This window comes from Butyrivibrio sp. INlla18 (genome assembly GCF_900103635.1).
Classification (GTDB): Bacteria; Bacillota; Clostridia; order Lachnospirales; family Lachnospiraceae; genus Butyrivibrio.
Genome location: NZ_FMXK01000005.1, coordinates 245,728 through 263,721 on the forward strand (window position 1 = coordinate 245,728; position 17,994 = coordinate 263,721).

Annotated in this window: 21 protein-coding genes; all 21 read right to left on the reverse strand. The window is 41.1% G+C overall.

The window, feature by feature from the left end:
• Positions 1–16 precede the first annotated feature (16 nt).
• The 21 genes from BLS24_RS03950 to BLS24_RS04050 all read right to left on the reverse strand — a co-directional run bounded on the left by BLS24_RS03950 (position 17) and on the right by BLS24_RS04050 (position 17,898).
• Complete coding sequence (locus BLS24_RS03950) at positions 17–370, reverse strand: response regulator (protein ID WP_071176890.1); 354 nt, start codon at positions 368–370, stop codon at positions 17–19.
• 13 nt (positions 371–383) lie between these two features.
• The gene (locus tag BLS24_RS03955; protein WP_091756324.1) at positions 384–1,268 is read right to left on the reverse strand and encodes a chemotaxis protein CheX; all 885 of its coding nucleotides are present in this window, start codon (positions 1,266–1,268) and stop codon (positions 384–386) included.
• 447 nt (positions 1,269–1,715) lie between these two features.
• Positions 1,716–2,390, reverse strand: coding sequence for a class I SAM-dependent methyltransferase (locus tag BLS24_RS03960; protein WP_091756326.1), 675 nt, complete (start codon positions 2,388–2,390; stop codon positions 1,716–1,718).
• A 2-nt stretch (positions 2,391–2,392) separates the two neighbouring features.
• Positions 2,393–2,641: a hypothetical protein gene (locus BLS24_RS03965; protein WP_091756328.1), complete on the reverse strand. Its 249-nt coding sequence runs from the start codon at positions 2,639–2,641 to the stop codon at positions 2,393–2,395.
• Entirely contained in the window at positions 2,638–3,105 is a 468-nt protein-coding gene (locus BLS24_RS03970) for a GNAT family N-acetyltransferase (protein WP_091756330.1), read from the reverse strand. Before BLS24_RS03970 ends, BLS24_RS03965 begins: the two co-directional genes overlap by 4 nt.
• 68 nt (positions 3,106–3,173) lie before the next feature.
• On the reverse strand, positions 3,174–3,872 hold the full coding sequence (locus BLS24_RS03975) for a transglutaminase-like domain-containing protein (RefSeq protein WP_091756333.1): 699 nt from the start codon (positions 3,870–3,872) through the stop codon (positions 3,174–3,176).
• Between the two features lie 140 nt (positions 3,873–4,012).
• The gene (locus BLS24_RS03980; RefSeq protein ID WP_091756335.1) at positions 4,013–4,603 is read right to left on the reverse strand and encodes a hypothetical protein; all 591 of its coding nucleotides are present in this window, start codon (positions 4,601–4,603) and stop codon (positions 4,013–4,015) included.
• A gap of 116 nt (positions 4,604–4,719) precedes the next feature.
• Entirely contained in the window at positions 4,720–6,138 is a 1,419-nt protein-coding gene (locus BLS24_RS03985) for an alanine/glycine:cation symporter family protein (RefSeq protein WP_242872225.1), read from the reverse strand.
• Positions 6,139–6,260: 122 nt separating this feature from the next.
• Entirely contained in the window at positions 6,261–7,001 is a 741-nt protein-coding gene (locus BLS24_RS03990; protein WP_091756338.1) for a class I SAM-dependent methyltransferase, read from the reverse strand.
• A 45-nt stretch (positions 7,002–7,046) separates the two neighbouring features.
• A complete protein-coding gene (locus tag BLS24_RS03995; RefSeq protein WP_091756340.1) occupies positions 7,047–7,304 on the reverse strand; it encodes a hypothetical protein in 258 nt (85 codons plus the stop codon).
• Positions 7,305–7,443: 139 nt separating this feature from the next.
• A complete protein-coding gene (locus BLS24_RS04000) occupies positions 7,444–8,070 on the reverse strand; it encodes a GDSL-type esterase/lipase family protein (RefSeq protein ID WP_091756342.1) in 627 nt (208 codons plus the stop codon).
• Between the two features lie 193 nt (positions 8,071–8,263).
• Complete coding sequence (coaBC, locus tag BLS24_RS04005; RefSeq protein ID WP_091756344.1) at positions 8,264–9,460, reverse strand: bifunctional phosphopantothenoylcysteine decarboxylase/phosphopantothenate--cysteine ligase CoaBC; 1,197 nt, start codon at positions 9,458–9,460, stop codon at positions 8,264–8,266.
• 11 nt (positions 9,461–9,471) lie between these two features.
• Positions 9,472–10,254 carry a type III pantothenate kinase gene (locus BLS24_RS04010; protein ID WP_091756346.1) on the reverse strand — a complete coding sequence of 261 codons (783 nt, stop codon included), beginning with the start codon at positions 10,252–10,254 and terminating at the stop codon, positions 9,472–9,474.
• Between the two features lie 10 nt (positions 10,255–10,264).
• Positions 10,265–10,915: an ECF transporter S component gene (locus tag BLS24_RS04015; protein ID WP_091756348.1), complete on the reverse strand. Its 651-nt coding sequence runs from the start codon at positions 10,913–10,915 to the stop codon at positions 10,265–10,267.
• A gap of 134 nt (positions 10,916–11,049) precedes the next feature.
• Positions 11,050–11,667, reverse strand: coding sequence for an HAD family hydrolase (locus BLS24_RS04020; protein ID WP_242872226.1), 618 nt, complete (start codon positions 11,665–11,667; stop codon positions 11,050–11,052).
• A 64-nt stretch (positions 11,668–11,731) separates the two neighbouring features.
• Entirely contained in the window at positions 11,732–13,036 is a 1,305-nt protein-coding gene (locus BLS24_RS04025; protein ID WP_091756352.1) for an SseB family protein, read from the reverse strand.
• Positions 13,037–13,081: 45 nt separating this feature from the next.
• Positions 13,082–14,353, reverse strand: a complete 1,272-nt coding sequence (locus BLS24_RS04030; RefSeq protein ID WP_091756402.1) for a M18 family aminopeptidase — start codon at positions 14,351–14,353, stop codon at positions 13,082–13,084.
• A gap of 127 nt (positions 14,354–14,480) precedes the next feature.
• Complete coding sequence (locus BLS24_RS04035; protein WP_176764320.1) at positions 14,481–15,749, reverse strand: ArsB/NhaD family transporter; 1,269 nt, start codon at positions 15,747–15,749, stop codon at positions 14,481–14,483.
• A gap of 282 nt (positions 15,750–16,031) precedes the next feature.
• The gene (locus BLS24_RS04040) at positions 16,032–16,307 is read right to left on the reverse strand and encodes a barstar family protein (protein WP_091756354.1); all 276 of its coding nucleotides are present in this window, start codon (positions 16,305–16,307) and stop codon (positions 16,032–16,034) included.
• A 3-nt stretch (positions 16,308–16,310) separates the two neighbouring features.
• On the reverse strand, positions 16,311–17,423 hold the full coding sequence (locus tag BLS24_RS15190; RefSeq protein WP_176764321.1) for an alpha/beta hydrolase: 1,113 nt from the start codon (positions 17,421–17,423) through the stop codon (positions 16,311–16,313).
• A 10-nt stretch (positions 17,424–17,433) separates the two neighbouring features.
• Positions 17,434–17,898: a hypothetical protein gene (locus BLS24_RS04050; protein ID WP_091756356.1), complete on the reverse strand. Its 465-nt coding sequence runs from the start codon at positions 17,896–17,898 to the stop codon at positions 17,434–17,436.
• Between the last annotated feature and the right edge of the window lie 96 nt (positions 17,899–17,994).

Below are 17,994 nucleotides of genomic sequence, written 5' to 3' on the forward strand. Positions count from 1 at the left end.
AATTCATATAAACATATCAGCAACGTTTCATTGCATCAAGAACTGATTCTTCGATGAAAGGCTTTGAAACAAACTCAGCAGCTCCAAGCTTTAATGCCTCCATCATCTTTTCCTTCTGTCCTGCTGCCGTGATCATAACAACCTTGGCGTCAGGAAAGCTCTTTTTAATAAGCTTAAGTGACTCAATGCCATCCATCTCAGGCATTGTGATATCCATCGTCACAATGTCAGGCTGGAGCTTAACATAGCTATCAAAACCCTCTCTGCCGTTTACAGCTTCGCCTACGATCTTGTAGCCAGCTCTTTCTAATATATCCCTCAAAACCCTTCTGGATGTTCTGGAATCATCAACTATCAGCACGTTTTTCATATTTTGTCCTCCATCAGATGTTAGTATCGCCCTTAACTGAAATAATATATTTTATCTGTGCTCCACTGATATGAACTGGAAGCACCATGATCTCCTCGCTTGTTACTTCCTGATGATTCACATAAAAATCCGGTGGCTCAAGCTCAATCTTTGATTCCTGCTGGCTTCTGGCTGTGGCATAGAGACCATTGATACAGTTGATAAGCTCGCAGACTGCATCCAGCGCATCCTCTCTAGTATCAATAAATTCTTCCTTGGTATATGCAACTGCCATCTTCTGCACGTCGTCATATTTGCCTGCAATTGCTACAAAGGCTTTTTCATCCTGATGGAACTTCTGATATCCCAGAACTTCCTCATTTACAGACGTGGTAAAAGAAGCTTCTCCAACATAGACATGATTATCAACCAGTCTATAAAGGTTTTTGACTCCCATGGAGAACATCCTTACAAGTTGCTCATTTTCAGTCTTTAGGAAAATAGGAACCATCCTATCTACTTCACCAGACTTAAGAGTTGCCATATCGGTTTCCGTGAAGCCATGCTCCATCTGGTATTTGTCTTCTGCTTCATGAAGTTGTTCAACGGAAAGAAAGCCAAGATCAACAATGGCCTGCAGAAATGCAAGATAAGAATTACCCTGAAGCTCTAGCAGTCTTCCCACCTGAGTTTCAGTCAGATATCCCTTGTCAACAGCGATATCACCAAAGCGCATATCCATAGTAGCCTGCAGCATATTAACCTGCTCGGCCTGAGCTATAGACATAAGCTTCTCATTAACAGCAATGACTCCAAGCTTAGCTCTGTGGGAGTCCTGAATCTTGTACGCCTCATTTAGCTGCCCCGGTGTCAGGAGCTGTTCCTTAACAAGATAATCACCTAATAGCCTGTCTAACATAATTTCTTCTCCTAGTAAAAAAGCGTGCTGCTCTTCTATGTATAAGACAAAAATACGGACAATAGCCTACTGTAATACCATTGTAGACTATTATCCGTTCATAAACAAGCTATTTAGTAAAAACGCAAGGGGACTTCCTAGCTTTGGAGCTTGGCGCTCGGCGACTCTGGGCGTTTAGCTCTTGGCGTTTGGCTCTTGCCGCTAAATTTTGTCAATATTGAAACATTTCCCGCTAATCTTTACCCCTAAACTCCTAATTATGGGTAAAGAATTTGAAAAAGCCTTACGTCATTGAAAATCAAGCTTGAAAAAAGGGGTTAAAACAGCCCAAAAGGGTGAAGAATAATTGAAAAATTCCTCATATTGCCTTCATTTTAGAGTACAAAAGCCCTAATACAAAAAATAACTACTCCTGCCAAGATGGATATTCCGACTTGTAACTTCTTTTTATTTCTTCCTAACAACTGCATACATCAATTTATCAAAATCCGGAAGTGAACTAGTAATTCCCTTCTCAACTATTTCAAAATCATTCCTAATTATCTCTTTTTCAAATGTATCAAATGAAACCATTCTGCATGATGTAGCTGCAACCATCATCTTACCTGACTCATGATTTCTCTCTTGAATATCAAACGCTTTAGTAATATCGGATGAAACCTCCATATCTCCATCCCCCATAGTACAGATAAGCGCTAAGCCATCATCATTAAGATGATCAAAGACAAATCTATAAAAGCCATTGCGATCTTCATCTAAAACAAGCATATGAACAACAGCAACTGCATAAATGAAATCAAAATTATCGCAGAGCGTATCTGACAAACAATCCAACACACTAAAGTTATCCGCAAATCCAGGCATTGTTTTCTTGCAATAGTTAATAGCTTCTTCAGAAATATCAGTTGCAAGTAATTTATATCCGCTTTCTAATACAGATTTTGAATCTCGTCCTTCTCCACAACCAATTTCCAAGATTTTTTGCTGTTTACTTATGCCATACTTGCAAATCATATCCAGCACTACAGGCGTGTCTTTTTCACTAGCCCAGCTATAACCTTGTTTATGTACTGCTTTGTACCGTTCCTCGTATGCACAATAATATCTACTCTTGTTATCCATCTTCACCCCAAATCTTCTTTTGAAATTTCAATAGATGGATAATGCCCAAGTTCCGTCAAGTCCTGATCAAGTGGAACCTCGTATTCCATATAAAAATTCTCAGGATTTACCTTCTGAAGTTCTTCTAGTTTACTCTTCACACCCTGCTCATCTTCAGAAACATAGACGAAAGAAACAACTCCTACATTTTCATCCTGATTCTGGCTACTTGGCTCAACACTTCCGCACAGAATCATCCTTACTTTTTTCATAATACTCCTCCAACAAGTTCCATCTCATCATTCATCTTCACAAATCCATATTTCTCATATAATGGCCTGCCCATGTCAGTAGCCTCTAATGAAATAGCAGACACACCCTGAGCCTTTGCATCCTTCACCAAAAGATCAAGCGTATTAAAAGCTATGCCACGTCTTCTATGATCTGGTGCAGTGTACATATTCATAATATAGGCTTTTTTACCCGTAGGATTATGATACGTAGGCATAACTCTAAAATAGCTCACGCCACCAGCACCTACAAATTCACCTTCATCAAATACAAGATATGCAGTCTGACTTCCATCTAAAAGAGCTTTCGCATAATAATCTCTTGATTCACGCTCCACTTCTGACATATCAACACTGTCATCAAGCTTATTTGCAGCGCGAAGGACCATAATCCTAGTACTAACAAGCATATCAAGATCATCTATTGTAGCTTTCCTGTACTCCATGCGGCTATCTCCTGTCATTCTATAAATCCCATACCACGTCTTACTGTGTCAGTCTTTTCTTTACCAATTTATGAATTTCTGATCTTGCTAACATTATGATTCATCAGGTGCCTTCCAAGATTCCTATATGCAAATGCCTTAAAGGCTGACATTTCCTGATGATGCGCCTTAAGAAGTTCGTCAGGGCAATCGTAAACTCCAAAGTCCTGATTTATGCCTTCGCTTTGAATATATGTATTGTTTCTGTCAAAATCTATCACTGGGTTCTTAAAGTCTTTTACCGCAACACCATATCCGCAGAACGCGCCATTGCACTCAGGATGCTGATTCTGGAGCTTATTAAGATAAGTCTTGTCCAGAATAAAGGCCTCAAGTTCATACCAATTATCTTCAAAATATACTTCAACCCAGCTGTGGAACACATTCTGAGGTGCGTTCCTATAGACAAAGCCTGTCATAGCGCCCTTTTGCAGTTCCTTGTCAATAGTAAATCCATGAACTCTGCAAGGAATTCCGCAGGCACGTAAAAGAGCCATGAAAAGAGTTCCCTTTGTATTACACTGGCCGAATCCATCCTTTAATACCTTTGACGCAGGAATGCTGTCATCAACGTTGTAGCCAAAAAGAATTTCATCTCTGACATAGTTATAGATAGACTTAAGGCAATCAAATGTACCTAATTCCTTCCAGCCTCTTGTTGCAACCAGTTCCTGAATGTCGTGATTCGAAAAATCAAGCATCTTAGTTTCTTGTAAGTAATTTTCCATCTAGTCTCCCTCTATCCTCTCCAAATCTGCAACAAAACTCAGTATCAATATATTTAGCTTATTTTATGCTACTTAACGCAAAAAGAAAAGCCCTAGGCCGCACAGCCTAAAGCTTTTCAGACATAACAATCAATAAATTATCATATCAGCATATTTGCCACTTTTTTCTCATCTCTATGAAACAGCTCATAATACTGATCAATCCTGTAGGCATTTATTCTTGAAATCAGAGCTTCTTCCTCAATCTCAGGCTCTTTTTGTTCTTCTTTTACCTGATCATTTTCAGCAGCTTCGTCTATAGTCTCAGATTTTTCTTCCTCAATCTCATAGCGCTTTCTGGTGCAATGATTGTATTCGTGGATTGCGCGCATGATGGCATTTAGATCTTCAGGAGTAAACATATCTGCAGCCTGAGCAAGCTGATCAATGTTATCAATATTCACATGAAGACTACCGCCGCTTGGAAGCGCAATCTTGATAACCTTATCCTTTTCATACATATTTCCAAGGGTTATAGCGTTCTGCTTATAATCACACACAAAAGTAACGCCCTTGTAATTAATAACCCCATCCTTGGTAAGGAAATTGTAAGGACATTTCTTTTTAGTTTCTGCCTGAAGTTTAGACGCAAAGCTGTCTGAAGCCCCAAGAGATTTCATCGGTTTTTCTTTTACCCCAGTATTATCAGCTATCGGTGAAATCAAGTCACTACCAATTACACTAAATCCCATACACCAAAGCCCTCCTAATAGAAAACAAAAACGTGCCCTTCCTACGGATCATCAATCCATTGAAAAGACACGCATTTCCATTGCTATCTAATATATCGTCAACTATCTTTAATTGTTTATAGCAAAACTCCATTTTGAGAATTTTTTACAGTTGGAATCTCAGTTTCGTCCTTATCTTCTAGGTGCTCCCCTGAGTACTTCTGAGTCTCTTTTGCTATAACATCAGATAAAAGAAGCACCGCAATAATGTTAGGGATTGCCATAAGCCCATTGAAAAGGTCCGCGATATTCCAAATAAGGTTAAGTTCCACAACAGAGCCAACAAATACTGCAGCCACCCACAGACACTTGTAGATGATGATGACTTTTTCTCCAAAAAGATAAACAGCGCAGCGCTCACCATAGTAGTACCAGCCAAGGATCGTAGAAAATGAAAATGTGATAAGACCTATAACAAGTACAGGAACCCCGATCACAGGAATTCTGCCAAATGCAAGAGATGTAAGCTCTGAACCATTGCCAGAAAGTGCATCAATGCTAGGATTCTTGATGATACTTGAAACGAGAACAAGTCCAGTCATAAGACATACAACAACTGTATCCCAGAAAGTACCTGTCATTGATACAAGAGCCTGTCTCTTAGGGTTTCTAGTTTGTGCCGCAGATGCTACAAGTGGAGCAGATCCCATTCCTGATTCATTTGAGAAAAGACCTCTCGCAAAACCGTATCTGCACGCAATCGCCACTGTGCTTCCCACAAATCCGCCGCCTGCAGCCTTGGTAGTAACTGCAGAACCAATAATAGTAAGAATAGTCTCACCAAGAACGTCAGCATTCATCACAAGGATTGCAAGACATCCAACAATATAGAAAAGAGCCATGAAAGGCACAAGTCTTTCAGAAACCTTAGTGATAGACTTGATGCCGCCAAGGATTACAAGTCCAACTACAACGCAAAGGAAAATTGCTGTTCCGTACATTATCATCTTGTCAGTGTGCTCATCACCAGAAAAGTTCTGTCTGATATTAGTTACTATAGCATTTGCCTGCACCATGCAGCCAATTCCAAAGGCGCATACAGCTGCAAGAAATGCAAAGATAATGCCAAGATATTTTTTGTTAAGTCCTCTATCAAGAGCGTACATAGCTCCGCCGATCATGGAACCATCCTCACTCTTAACCCTGTATTTAACTGAGATCAAGGTCTCTGCGTACTTGGTAGCTATACCAAAGATACCTGTAAGCCACATCCACAAAACCGCTCCGGGTCCGCCCAGTGCGATAGCTGTACCAACACCGATGATATTACCTGTTCCAATTGTAGATGAAAGAGCTGTAGTAAGAGCTCCAAACTGTGATACATCACCTTCTACATCAGGATCTTTTGTTACAGAGAGCTTGATTGCTTTAAAAATGTCTTTCTGTATAAATCCTGTTCTAAATGTCATAAACAAATGTGTTCCAAATAAAAGTATGATAAGTGGCCATCCCCACAAAAAACTGTCTATCTTCTCGATAATCTGTGAAAAACTCAAACTAATTAATTCCTCTCTTACTTTTTACCCGCTCGAATATTCTATCACAATAATAAAAAAAATGAACCCTAGGGACGGAGGTTAGGGCTCATTTTTTGGTCCCCAGGGACGGGGTTAGTGGCTCATTTTTTACTTGCGCGAATTATCAGGAAATCCGGCTTGTGATATAGATCTGTGTAATCAGGATACTTCGCCAGTATCTCATCATTTGGAAGTGGCTCCATCATCTTATCAATGATAAATCCGCCTTCAACTAATGTATTAACGATAGTTGAGAACATCCTGTGATATTTCTTTATATTATCTACAAACCAGCTACTCTCATTCTCTCTTTCGTATCCGTAGCCCTTAAGGTTGAGATAGATCTTTTCGCCATTCTCATCTCTTGTCCATCTCTCGCCGCCGCTAAAGCAGGTACTAAATGGATGCTCCTGGGAAAAGATAAACTGGCCGCCATCAGCTAAAAGGCTATTAATAGTCTTCACTGCTCCCGAAAAGTCTTCAACATAATGGAATGCCAGTGAACTGATGACTATGTCAAACTTCTCAGTGATCTTGCCAATATCCTCGATTGGCATAAGTTCATAGGTGATCTTTGGATCGCTGTTTTCTTTTCTTGCTACTTCAAGCATCTTTTCAGAAATGTCTATGCCATAAACTCTCTCAGCTCCCATACGAACATACTCCTTGCAATGCTCGCCAAATCCGCAGCCAAGATCTAAGACTCTTTTTCCCTTCATGTCTGGAAGAAGTGAGAAAAGAACTGGAATCTCAAAGAGGTCATTGGCGTTCTTCTCACCAGCTCTAAGTTTCTTGTAACCGTCAAAAAAAGTTTCGTTGTCAAAAATATTCTGCTGTGCCATCTTTTTTCTCCTCCGAAAATGAGCCCAAACCTCCGTCCCTGTGGCTCATTTTTTCAAGCATCTGACTATAGTTACTATGATTGAGATCAAACTAACAACTGCCCCAACTACAAGCGTTAAGCCTGGAAGAATTATTGATAATACTGGTATTGGATGTCCATGAGCCTCGGGATTCCAAGGTATCAAATGTACGTCCGCATACATACCCAAAAAAATGCTACACACAAATAATGCTAACATAATAGGTATACAGATCAGCGCCCTATATGGGCTTTTCTTTTTCTTTTCTTCTATTTGTTCCATTCCCCAACTCTCTCCTATACATATAAGCTGTGAGCCAGCGTATGAGCCCACTTAACAACTATAACAAAAAACAGGCTAAGGATTCAAACAATTCTTAGCCTGTTTAGCACTTTTTATTATCTTTTTTGACAAAAACGCTTCATGCAACCTTCATATCATGAAGCTTCTTCACAACTGCGTTTGCAAGTCTGCTATGTCCGCCTTCGTCCATATGCTCGTCATCTACGCTGCTAGGCATCGCAAAATCAGATGCAGCAAGGAACTGATTGCCTCTTTTAGAAGCAATGCGCTGATACTCCTCTTTAAGGCCTTTACTGGTCTCAACAGAAAAAGAGTCAAACTCAGGATCTTTTTCCGGTCTCCAAACCTCAGCACCAAGCTCAATTGGAGACACCACAAGGATATTCTCAGGAGCAACGTATTTTTCCAAAACATCGAGGCAGATCTCAAGGCCTCTGCCAATGATATGCGGATTAGTACCAAATCTCTTTTTGCAGTCATTAGTACCAAGCATGATGATTGCAGCGTCCAATGGATAGTTGCTCTCAAGTGATAGTGACAATATCTCAGCGCCCTTCCTAAAAGGTCTGAGCTGATCCTCAAACACTGTGGTCCTGCCGCAGAGCCCATCCTCGATTATTCTCGCATTATCCCTCAATTCTTCCTGTACAAGACTTGTCCATCTGGTGCCCCAGGCGTATCTCTCTGTGGTGCCAGGGATGAGTCCCCAAGTATTTGAATCTCCGAATGCAAGTATGTTAGACATAAATTTTCCCTCTCTCATAATTAACCGCAAACAGCTTACATATCTTATGGATTAATCATAAGAGCCATGGGCCAATAGCACAATTAAGGAAAACTTATCGTCTTCTATTGATTTTAATTTATGTCCACCAAAATGAGCCCTAGGGACGGAGGTTGCGGCTCATTTAATGAGCCCTAGGGACGGAGGTTGCGGCTCATTTTAGTTTCAAAATTGCATTTAGGATTTCCTTCGCCGCCTCATCCTTACTCATGAGTTCAAGCTGAGTTTCGTTATCTTTTGTTAAAAGAGTTATGACATTAGTATCTACGCCAAAACCAGCTCCTGGAGTCTTAAGATTATTAGCGCATATCATATCAAGATTCTTTTTCTGGAGCTTCTTTTTGGAGTTCTCAACCATATTTTCAGTCTCCATAGAAAATCCGCAAAGGATCTGTCCTTTCTTCTTGTGCTCTCCAAGCCAAGCAAGAATATCTTCTGTTCTCTTGAGGCTGATTGCAAGATCTGAGCCATCCTCTGATTTTTTTATCTTATTATCTGCGCAAGTCACTGGTGTATAGTCTGCAACAGCAGCTGCTTTGATGATAATGTCCTGCTCGTTCGCTCTACTTGTAACCTCACAGAACATATCAGCCGCAGAAGTTATCCTCACAACATTTACATATGATGGAATATCGATATCTATTGGCCCAGCAACAAGCGTGACGTTGGCACCTCTCTTTGCTGCTGCCTTGGCAAGGGCTACGCCCATCTTACCAGTTGAATGATTTGTAATATATCTTACAGGATCGATAGCCTCCCTTGTAGGCCCCGCCGTTACGAGGACCTTTAATCCTTCCATATCCTTGGTAAAAGAAACTTCGCTTACTATAGTCTCTAAAATCTTAGCAGGTTCTTCCATTCTGCCTTTACCAACAGTTCCGCAGGCAAGATAGCCATCTCCTGGAGTTACGATCACATACCCAAGATCTTTTAATGTTTGTAAATTCCTCTGAGTTACAGGATTCTCATACATCTTGGTATTCATTGCAGGTGCAATTATCTTAATGCAGTTACAGGCAAGAGCTGTAGTTGTCAGCATGTCGTCTGCGATTCCGCAGGCAAGCTTAGCAATGCAGTTTGCTGTAGCAGGAGCTATCACAAGAGCGTCAGCTTTATCAGCAAGAGCTATATGCTCAACTTCCCAAGGATGATTTCTGTCAAAAGTATCAGTAACGCACCTATTATGAGTCAGTGCCTCGAATGTAAGAGGTGTGATAAACTGGGTCGCATTCTCAGTCATTATGACATCAACATTTGCATGCTGTTTAACCAGCTTAGAAGCAAGATCTGCCGTCTTGTATGCTGCAATTCCTCCAGTTACTCCAAGTAATATATTCTTTCCTTCTAACATCTCATAATCTCCTAGTTATTTGCTACAAAAATATCTCTAAGTCCTCTTAGTAATAGATCTGGTTCATAATGCACTTCTGCTTCACACTTAATCCATGGAATCACAAGCTTTCCAAGGCCACCAGTTACTACAACTTTAAGCCCAGGCATTTCACTCAAAAGTCTTTTTGCAAGTTCTGACAGCATCAGTCCGCAGCCGGCTACAGCACCAGATATCATGTTTGACGGCGTATCTTTGCCCAATAGTTCTTTTACCTCAGATGCTACAAGCTGTGGCAGCTGAGAAGTATGCTCCGCCTCTGCATTTAAAGACAGCTGAACCCCAGGGCAGATCATGCCGCCAATTATCTTGCCTTTATGATTAGCATCACCTAAATCAGCCACAGTAATAGTGGTGCAGGTTCCAAGGTCGCACACAAGAACAGGTGCTCCATACATAGTCGCAGCGGCAGTCACATCCACAATACGGTCCATGCCGATGCTTCCCGGTTCATATTTAGAAAGATCAATTTCAGTATCAAGAAGAGGCCCCATTAGTAGCGGCCTCTTTCCTGTAACCTCTTTAAGCGCGTCAAGACAAACGTCATTTATCTCAGGAACTACAGAAGACAAAATTGCCCCCTCATAGGCACATTCTGCTACGCAAACACCATTTTCAGTAAAGGCTTCAAGTAGCTCTTTTACCGAATAGTCTCTCCTAGTCTGTATCCTGAATGTAGACGTAAGTGCATCTTCATCCCACGCACCCACAACAATATTCGAATTTCCTATATCAACTGTTAATATCTTTCCCATGAAAAGAATCTCATCCTCTGTGAAGCACCTTGGAAAGCACCACGCCAAGAGTACCAGCAAGGATGCAGCCAACAACAGTTTCAACTGCAGCCTGAACACCAACCATGGCAATTACAAAGGCAAACGGACTTGTAGCATTGTACTTGGTTACCATGCCCTGAACATACTCTGTGTTATAGAAAAAGAGGCAAAGAATGCCCATGAAAAATACTGTGTTAAAGATTGGCATAAGAGCACCAGCGATGTAGTAAGAAGCCTGCTTAAGCTTGCCTCTGTGAAGAGCTTTGTAAATGTAGCTTACAAGTGTAGCATCCAAAACTCTTGCTACTACTGCTGTAAAAAATGCTCCAATTGGATTGATTGAAAAAAGTGTAGAAAGCATTGCGCTAGATCCTGTAAAGGCTCCAACAAAGCTGTTAAGACCAAAAACTAATCCGCAGATGATACCTGCCTGTGGTCCGATGAGCATTGCTGCTAAAGCAACTGGTACAGTTACGATAGAAGCCTTCAGAATTGGTGTAGGAATTGTACCGAGAACGGTATTACCCATGATCAGAACGATTGCGATCATAAGGGCAGTCTCCACCATGAAACGTGTCTTGCTGCTAAGTCCGACTGACTCCTCTGTAGTCTTGCGGCCAAGCATTGATGTGTTATCCATATTTAATTCTCCTTTAGAAAAAAGCTACCGTTTCGGGCATCCCGAATACAGTGCAAGTCAAATATAGCAATGTGATAAATATATGTCAATTGATTTCACAAAAAATGAGCCCTAACCTCCGTCCCTAGGGCTCATTATTTAAGAGCCTCCACAAGTTCCGTCAAACTCTCCACCTCATAATCCGGAACCTGCTCCTTGCCTTCAAGCTTCCAATATCTTCCAAATCCCTGCTTGATCCAGACAGTTTTCATACCAAGCCTTTTGGCTGGAACGATGTCATTATCAATCCTATCACCTATCATAACCGCTTCACTTGGCTTGCAGCCTGCTCTTTCAAGAGCGATATCAAATATTCTTCTGTCAGGCTTCTCAACACCTTCCTCAGCGGAGGCTACGATCACATCAAGATACTTCCTGATGCCGAAATTCTCAAGTCTGCCTTCTGACCCATACATCTGATTGGCAATAATGCCAATCTTGTATTTTTTCTTTAGCTCGATCAAAGCCGCTTCTGTATCACCATACAACCTCTCTAGCCCAGGGTTCCACTTAGGGCTCTCAATTCTATAAATCTTTACTACTTCTTTATCGCCCTTTTTATTTTGCTTGTAGAACTCTGTCGCTTTCTCTTTTACCAAATCCTCTGAAACATTCGCTGCTACTGCAATCTTATGAAAAATATCTTCGTAGACGCCTGTCTCATCCAAAAGCGTAGAACCCATATCAAAAAATAGCCATTTAATTCCGTCCATATTCATCCTGTCCTTCCTACAAAAAATGAGCCCTAACCTCCGTCCCTAGGGCTCATTTTGTAAATCACTTATTGCTATTAAGTTCTGCCATTGCCTGGTTAAGTGCACTCTTGACGATATCATCCTCTGGAGTGCCTGCAACTGCGCCTTTAGCTGCGCCCTTGGCACCTGCTGCCTTGGCTGCGGCCTTCATGGCTTCAACCTGCTGGCCAGCCATCTCGATAGCCATCATCCTGTCCTTAGGGATCATGATGCCCTGTCCTGCAGGATTGATGCTGATTCCATCCTTGTCCTGAACGAACTTAAGGATATCCTGATATTTAAATACTGCTGCGTTCCACTCTGGACCAGCAAGTTTCTTGGTAAATTCAATGGCGTCAGTGTAGATTGGAAGGAACTGCTTGCCATTTGGATCCTTGACGATAAGGAACTTGATCTTGGTGTCCTTACCCATCTTCATTCTGCCATCTTCTGTAGTCTCAACAGGGCCTTCGTGCTGCATAGGAACAATGAAGCTTCCTGAACGAATAAGAGAAATCATTCTCATCTCTTTGGCCTTAACGATCTCAGGTCTCTTCTCATAGTTTACAGGCCACTTAACTTCCCCAAGGAAATCAAGCATAGCAAAGTTAAGAGCTGGGTTAACTGGAGAAGTGTCCTTCTTGTCATTGTTCCAGTCCATAGGAGAAGCTACGATCTCAGTTCTCTTAAATCTCGCTCTGTAAGCGCCGTTATCAACCACAAGATTGTCAATTCCAATGTAATAGAGGTAATCAAAGAATCCTCTCTTAACATTAGTTGGAAGCTGGTCATTCTCAACCTTGCACTTTCTAACAACAAGTCTTCTAAACTGCTTGGCAAAAAGCTCTACTGCCTTATTTGCAATCTCCTCTTCGAGGTAAACATTTCCAAAACCATGATCAATGAAAGGATAACCTGTTGCTGCGTCGTAGAGAACGTACAGATACTCTGCATCTCTCACTCTTCCAAGTACTTCGTTGTAGATGTTTCTGTGGTTCTTTTCAAAGCCAGGAAGTGGAGATTTCTTGTGATATACTTCCAGAGCTGTTAAAAGAAACAGTAGTTCCTGGCTAGATAATGACTTAATAGTATCTGCTGAGATCTCCTCCTCGTAGATATAAGGTCCGATCTCGTCCTTGCGCTCGTCTGAAACAGTCTCATCCATTAAGACTTCCTCTGTGCCCTTGGCATTTACAGGATTGATCTTCTGGATCACAGGCCAAGAAAGGTCTGCATGTGCCTCTTTAATTTCCTCTATAGTCTTTTCCTTTTTTACGGCAAGCTCCTGCTCTGCCTTGACAGCGTCGTCCTCACCCTTTTTTCCACCGAATAAGTTAAAAATACCCATTTATTCCTCTTTCCTAATACTTATATATTTCTCTGATCCCCAATATCACATTCCGTAGAATGTCTGTGCAGCCTTAGCAAGATACTCTGGATCCTTGCTACCTGCTGACTCGTATGGAGAGTGCATAGCAAGTTGTGCAAGTCCGATATCTACTGTGTTAACTGCAACCTGAGTTGTTGAGATATTGCCAAGTGTTGAACCACCTGCGATGTCTGAACGGTTAGTAAATGTCTGATAAGGCACCTTAGCCTTGTTGCAGACATCCTTGAAAAATGCTGCAGATACAGCATCTGTTGTATATCTCTGATTAGCATTGTACTTAATAACAATACCCTTGTTCATTACTGGCTTGTTTACTGGATCAGCCTTCTCAGCATGATTTGGATGTACAGCGTGAGCATTGTCAGCTGAGATCATGAAGCTGTTTGCAATAGCTGTAAAGTACTGCTGGTTAGTTCTTCCAAGAGCCTCGTTGATCCTTGTAAGTGTATCCTTGAGGAATGTAGAAGCTGCGCCCTGCTTGGTTCCGCTTCCAACCTCTTCATTGTCAAATACGCAGTGAACAGGCACGTTCTCAGAATCCTTAGAATTCATAAAGCCCTCAAATGTAGTATATACGCACTCCTGATCATCAAGTCTTGAGCTTGCAAGATACTCATCATTTGCGCCCCAGTATGTAGGCTTAACTCTGTTATACAAAAAGAGATCATGACCAAGAATATCAGCTTTCTTGACCCCTGCGATCTCAGCAATAAGGTCAAAAAACTTATCTTTTGAAGTCTCATCACCAAATAAAGGAAGCATGTCTGTCTGAGCATTGTACTTGTATCCCTCATTGGCCTCACGATTCATGTGAATAGCAAGTGAAGGAAGCATTACAAGGTCTCTATCCACGTTTACAAGCTTGGATACGATACCATTTTTCTTGTCCTTAACAAGAACTCTACCTGCAACAGATAATGGTCTGTCAAACCAAGGTGCGCAGAGCATTCCGCCATATTTTTCAACATTGAGCTTAACGTAAGCTCCTGAAGCCTCCATTTCAGGATTTTCCTTGATCTTAAATGAAGGAGAATCGCTGTGGCTTGCGATCATATAAAAGCCCTTGAAGTCCTTCTTTGGAATTCTGAAAGAAATAATTGATGAATCATTTCTTGTAACAAAATATTTGCCCTTTTTGAGCTTCCATTCTTTCTTTTCATCGAGCTCTGTGTAACCATTTTTAACAAGCTCTTTTTTGAGGTTCTCAACCACATGAAAACATGTTGGTGAAACGTCTATGAAATCGAGCATTCTATCTGATATTTTCTTCATGATCATTGCCTTTCTTTTTACACATTCATATTTCAGTAGTATATCACATGCCGTCCCATTTTTCTCGAATATATAACAAAAAAAGCCATCATCCCATTAAAGGATGATGGCTGTAAACTGATCAAAATATTTAAGCATAGAAGATCCAAACAAAGAGATATCCCACAATTACAGCTGTCATTGTGAATGGAACACCAATCTTCATGAAATCTCCGAAGGATACTTCGTATCCTTCTTTTCTAAGCATTCCCACACCAGCAATATTAGCAGATGCACCGATAGGTGTAAGGTTTCCGCCAAGTGTTGCTCCAACTAAAAGGCCAAAGTAAAGAAGAAGTGGATTAACTGTCATAACAGCAGCAAGACTTGATAATACAGGAAGCATAGTTGCTACATAAGGAATATTATCAATAAATGCTGATACAGCAACTGATCCAAATACGATAACAGTGTAAAGAAGGAATACGTTGCCCTTTCCTGCGCTTGCCATTAGCTGAGCGATGTCATCAATAAGTCCAACGTTTGTGATACCTGCAATTACACAGAAAAGACCTGACAAAAGAAGCATTGTATCATAGTCGATAGCCTTGAGTGAATGCCACATGCTGTCTGTACTCTTGCTGGCAATGATCTCCCAAACAATATTGATGATACCCCAAACCATACAGATAACACCGTTTGTGATGTCTGGCTTATTTGGGAAGAATGAAGCAACAATGAGAAATACCACGTGTCCAAGCATTGTGATAGTTGGAATATAATCAGTTACCTCTGTATGCTCATCTGACTTAACAGGCTCTTTGTCCTTGCGGAAGATGTACATCATGATAGGTACTGTACAAAGAGCGCCAAGCTCTACTGCAAAGAACATACCAGGCTTGCCCTGCATCCAGAAGAAGTCGTTAAAGTCCATCTTGGCTGCGCCGGCAAGCATGATAGATGTTGTATCGCCAACCAGCGTAGCAGCTCCCTGAAGGTTTGATGAAACTGCGATACAGATGATCATTGGTACAGGTGATATCTTAAGTTTCTTGCAGATAGCAAGTCCAACAGGAGCAACCATGAGAAGTGTTGCTACATTATCGATAAATGCTGAAATGATTCCTGCAAATAATGACATAAAAATCGTTACCCACATAACATTTGGGGCAAGTTCCAAAATCTTATCAGCAATAAGATTTGGCATCTTGGATTCTATGAAGTAATCAACGATCACCATAGTTCCAAAAAGCATCATAAGTACGTTCCAATCTACTGCTCCAAAGACTTCTGTTATAGGAAGTATTCCTGTAATAACAAAGATAGCCGCTGTGCAAAGGGCTACGATAGCACGTCTTTTTGGCAAAATGATCAAAAGAGCGTACATAACAATAAATAGAATGATTGCCAGTGTTTTCATAAAAATCTCCTCTTTATTTTTCTTATGGCAGGGCCTTATATTCATAAAAAAAGACTCTTACCATAGCAAAAGCTATGATAAAAGTCTTGCTGTCAGTCATCAAAAAATCTAACCTTAGGCCGGACTCGGATGTTACCAAACATCGTCTTGACGGATCCGGCAGCCAACATATCTGTTGACCAGCTACTCCCTTTTATCAGGACACCAACTCAGTTTACGAAATAATAATCATTTTGTCAATTATTGCTATTTCGTTTATTTTATCACATTACATGCAATAAATCATAAATAAAAGCGAACTTTTAGCTTATGGTTTTCTAAACACGCATCACTGCAAACTCTCTTAATATTATCGAAATATTGACCAAGTTTTTCTTCTGCTCCCGAGATATTGTAAAAGATAATATTCCAATCATCTCCTGCCTCTGTCAGAGCGTCATAAAGCGCATCAAGATTCCTTCCGTAGTACTCCGGAAGAGGCAGCTCTTTTACCAAATAATCCTGAAGTTCATCTGTAGTTGAAATACCTGTTAGATTCAAATAAAAAACCTTCTCCATAGGTTACTCCACCGGCTCATATAAAAGTTCAAAAGTCTCATAGTGATCTTCTGTGTAGTAAATGTAGCCATCATCTGAATAGATGATCCTCTTGGCTCCGCGGCTACTCTTGCCGCGAGTATCTATGTCGCACTCATGGTACGTCTTGTCCTGAGGAAGTTTGCCCTCGTAGTTACCAAAGTAGTCTCCTCCAATGCACATACCAGGTGCATATTCTTCCAGAGAGCCCCCTGTCCATCCAAGCTTTTTAGCTTCTTTCTTGGTCATGTAATTAGACGGGAGCTTACCAAAAGTCTGAAGATATAAAGCAACATCTTCCTTGCTGTCGTAGGTACCTTCTGGATCCACATCTGACTTTTCAATCCACTCCACGATGATATCGGCAGCTTTTTGCATCTGCTCTCTATTAGTGATTGTTGGCTCTCCGTCGCCGTCCTGAATGCCGTAGCTTCCAAAATATGAGTGAATTCCGCCATATATAACGAACTCTGTCGAATCGGATGGCCAAAGAGACTTGGCATTCTCGTAGTTTTCCATGTTAATGACATGATCTTCAGAGCCATATATAGACAATAGCCTCAGTTCCTTGTCAGAAAGGTCATCTGATGGATAAGAACCACACAGGATAAGTCCCGTATAGTCCTCAGCATGCTCGCTGATATAGGTTGACGCTGCTACTCCCCCAAGGGAATGTCCTGCAAGATACCAGTCACAAGCGCCTACCGATGAAGTTTCCTCTTGCCTGTTACCTGTAATGACTTCAACCGCATTTACCCTAAGGAATGCCAGATTCTCAGGCATTCTAGGCAAGATACATACAATCCCCCTACTTGCAAGCTCATACATAAAGCCGCTGTAAGAGGTATACTCAACCTTTCCGCCTGGATAAAAGACAATTACTGCCTTAATTTCCTGCCCATGAGGTATAAATACCATGCCATTTTCATCAGAATAGGCATTTACCTTGTCTTTATACTCATCAGCAATCTCGTCTACAATACCCTTATCTTCTCTGTAGTAATTGCTGGTATAGATCTTGAACGAGGCAGCAAGGATAATTACCAGCATAATAAATGCAAGGGCTATTCTCCTTGCATGTATTTTGATCTTCTTCATTTATAAAATCTTACCTTCCTTCATGAACCTTCTGGTCCATTAATTCTACAAGTGCCTTGGCGCTAGTAAAGTCATACTGCTCGTTTTCTTCTGAATAGATGACACGTCCCTGCCAGGTAGCCTTCTGCCTGTATGAAACCTGAACTACAAATGTTCCAAGACTTCCCTTCTTGTTCTGAATGTTCCTGGTTCCAAATTTCTTTTGGATCTCATCTATCACAAGCTTATCTGGTTGAGGAAGTTCTTCGCTTTTTTTACTTGAATAGAACTCTCTATTTTCCAGGGCTTTCTGGGGAAAGTCCCAGTGATCATAAAGCGCATCCATTCCAACAAGCATATCAGCGACGCTATTAAACACTATTGGGTCATCTGAATACTGATGCCACAGTTCCCCCTGCAGATCCCCATCTCTATCATTTTCAACGCACACGCATATCAGATTGCGTGCAAAAAGAACTTTTTTCGTCTCTCCCATTGTCTTCCCCCGCTAGTCAAAGCTTTACGTTCAATATATATTTTATTGCATATCAAAAGATTTTTCCATGAAAAACCTCCCGGGTAAATTACTTGC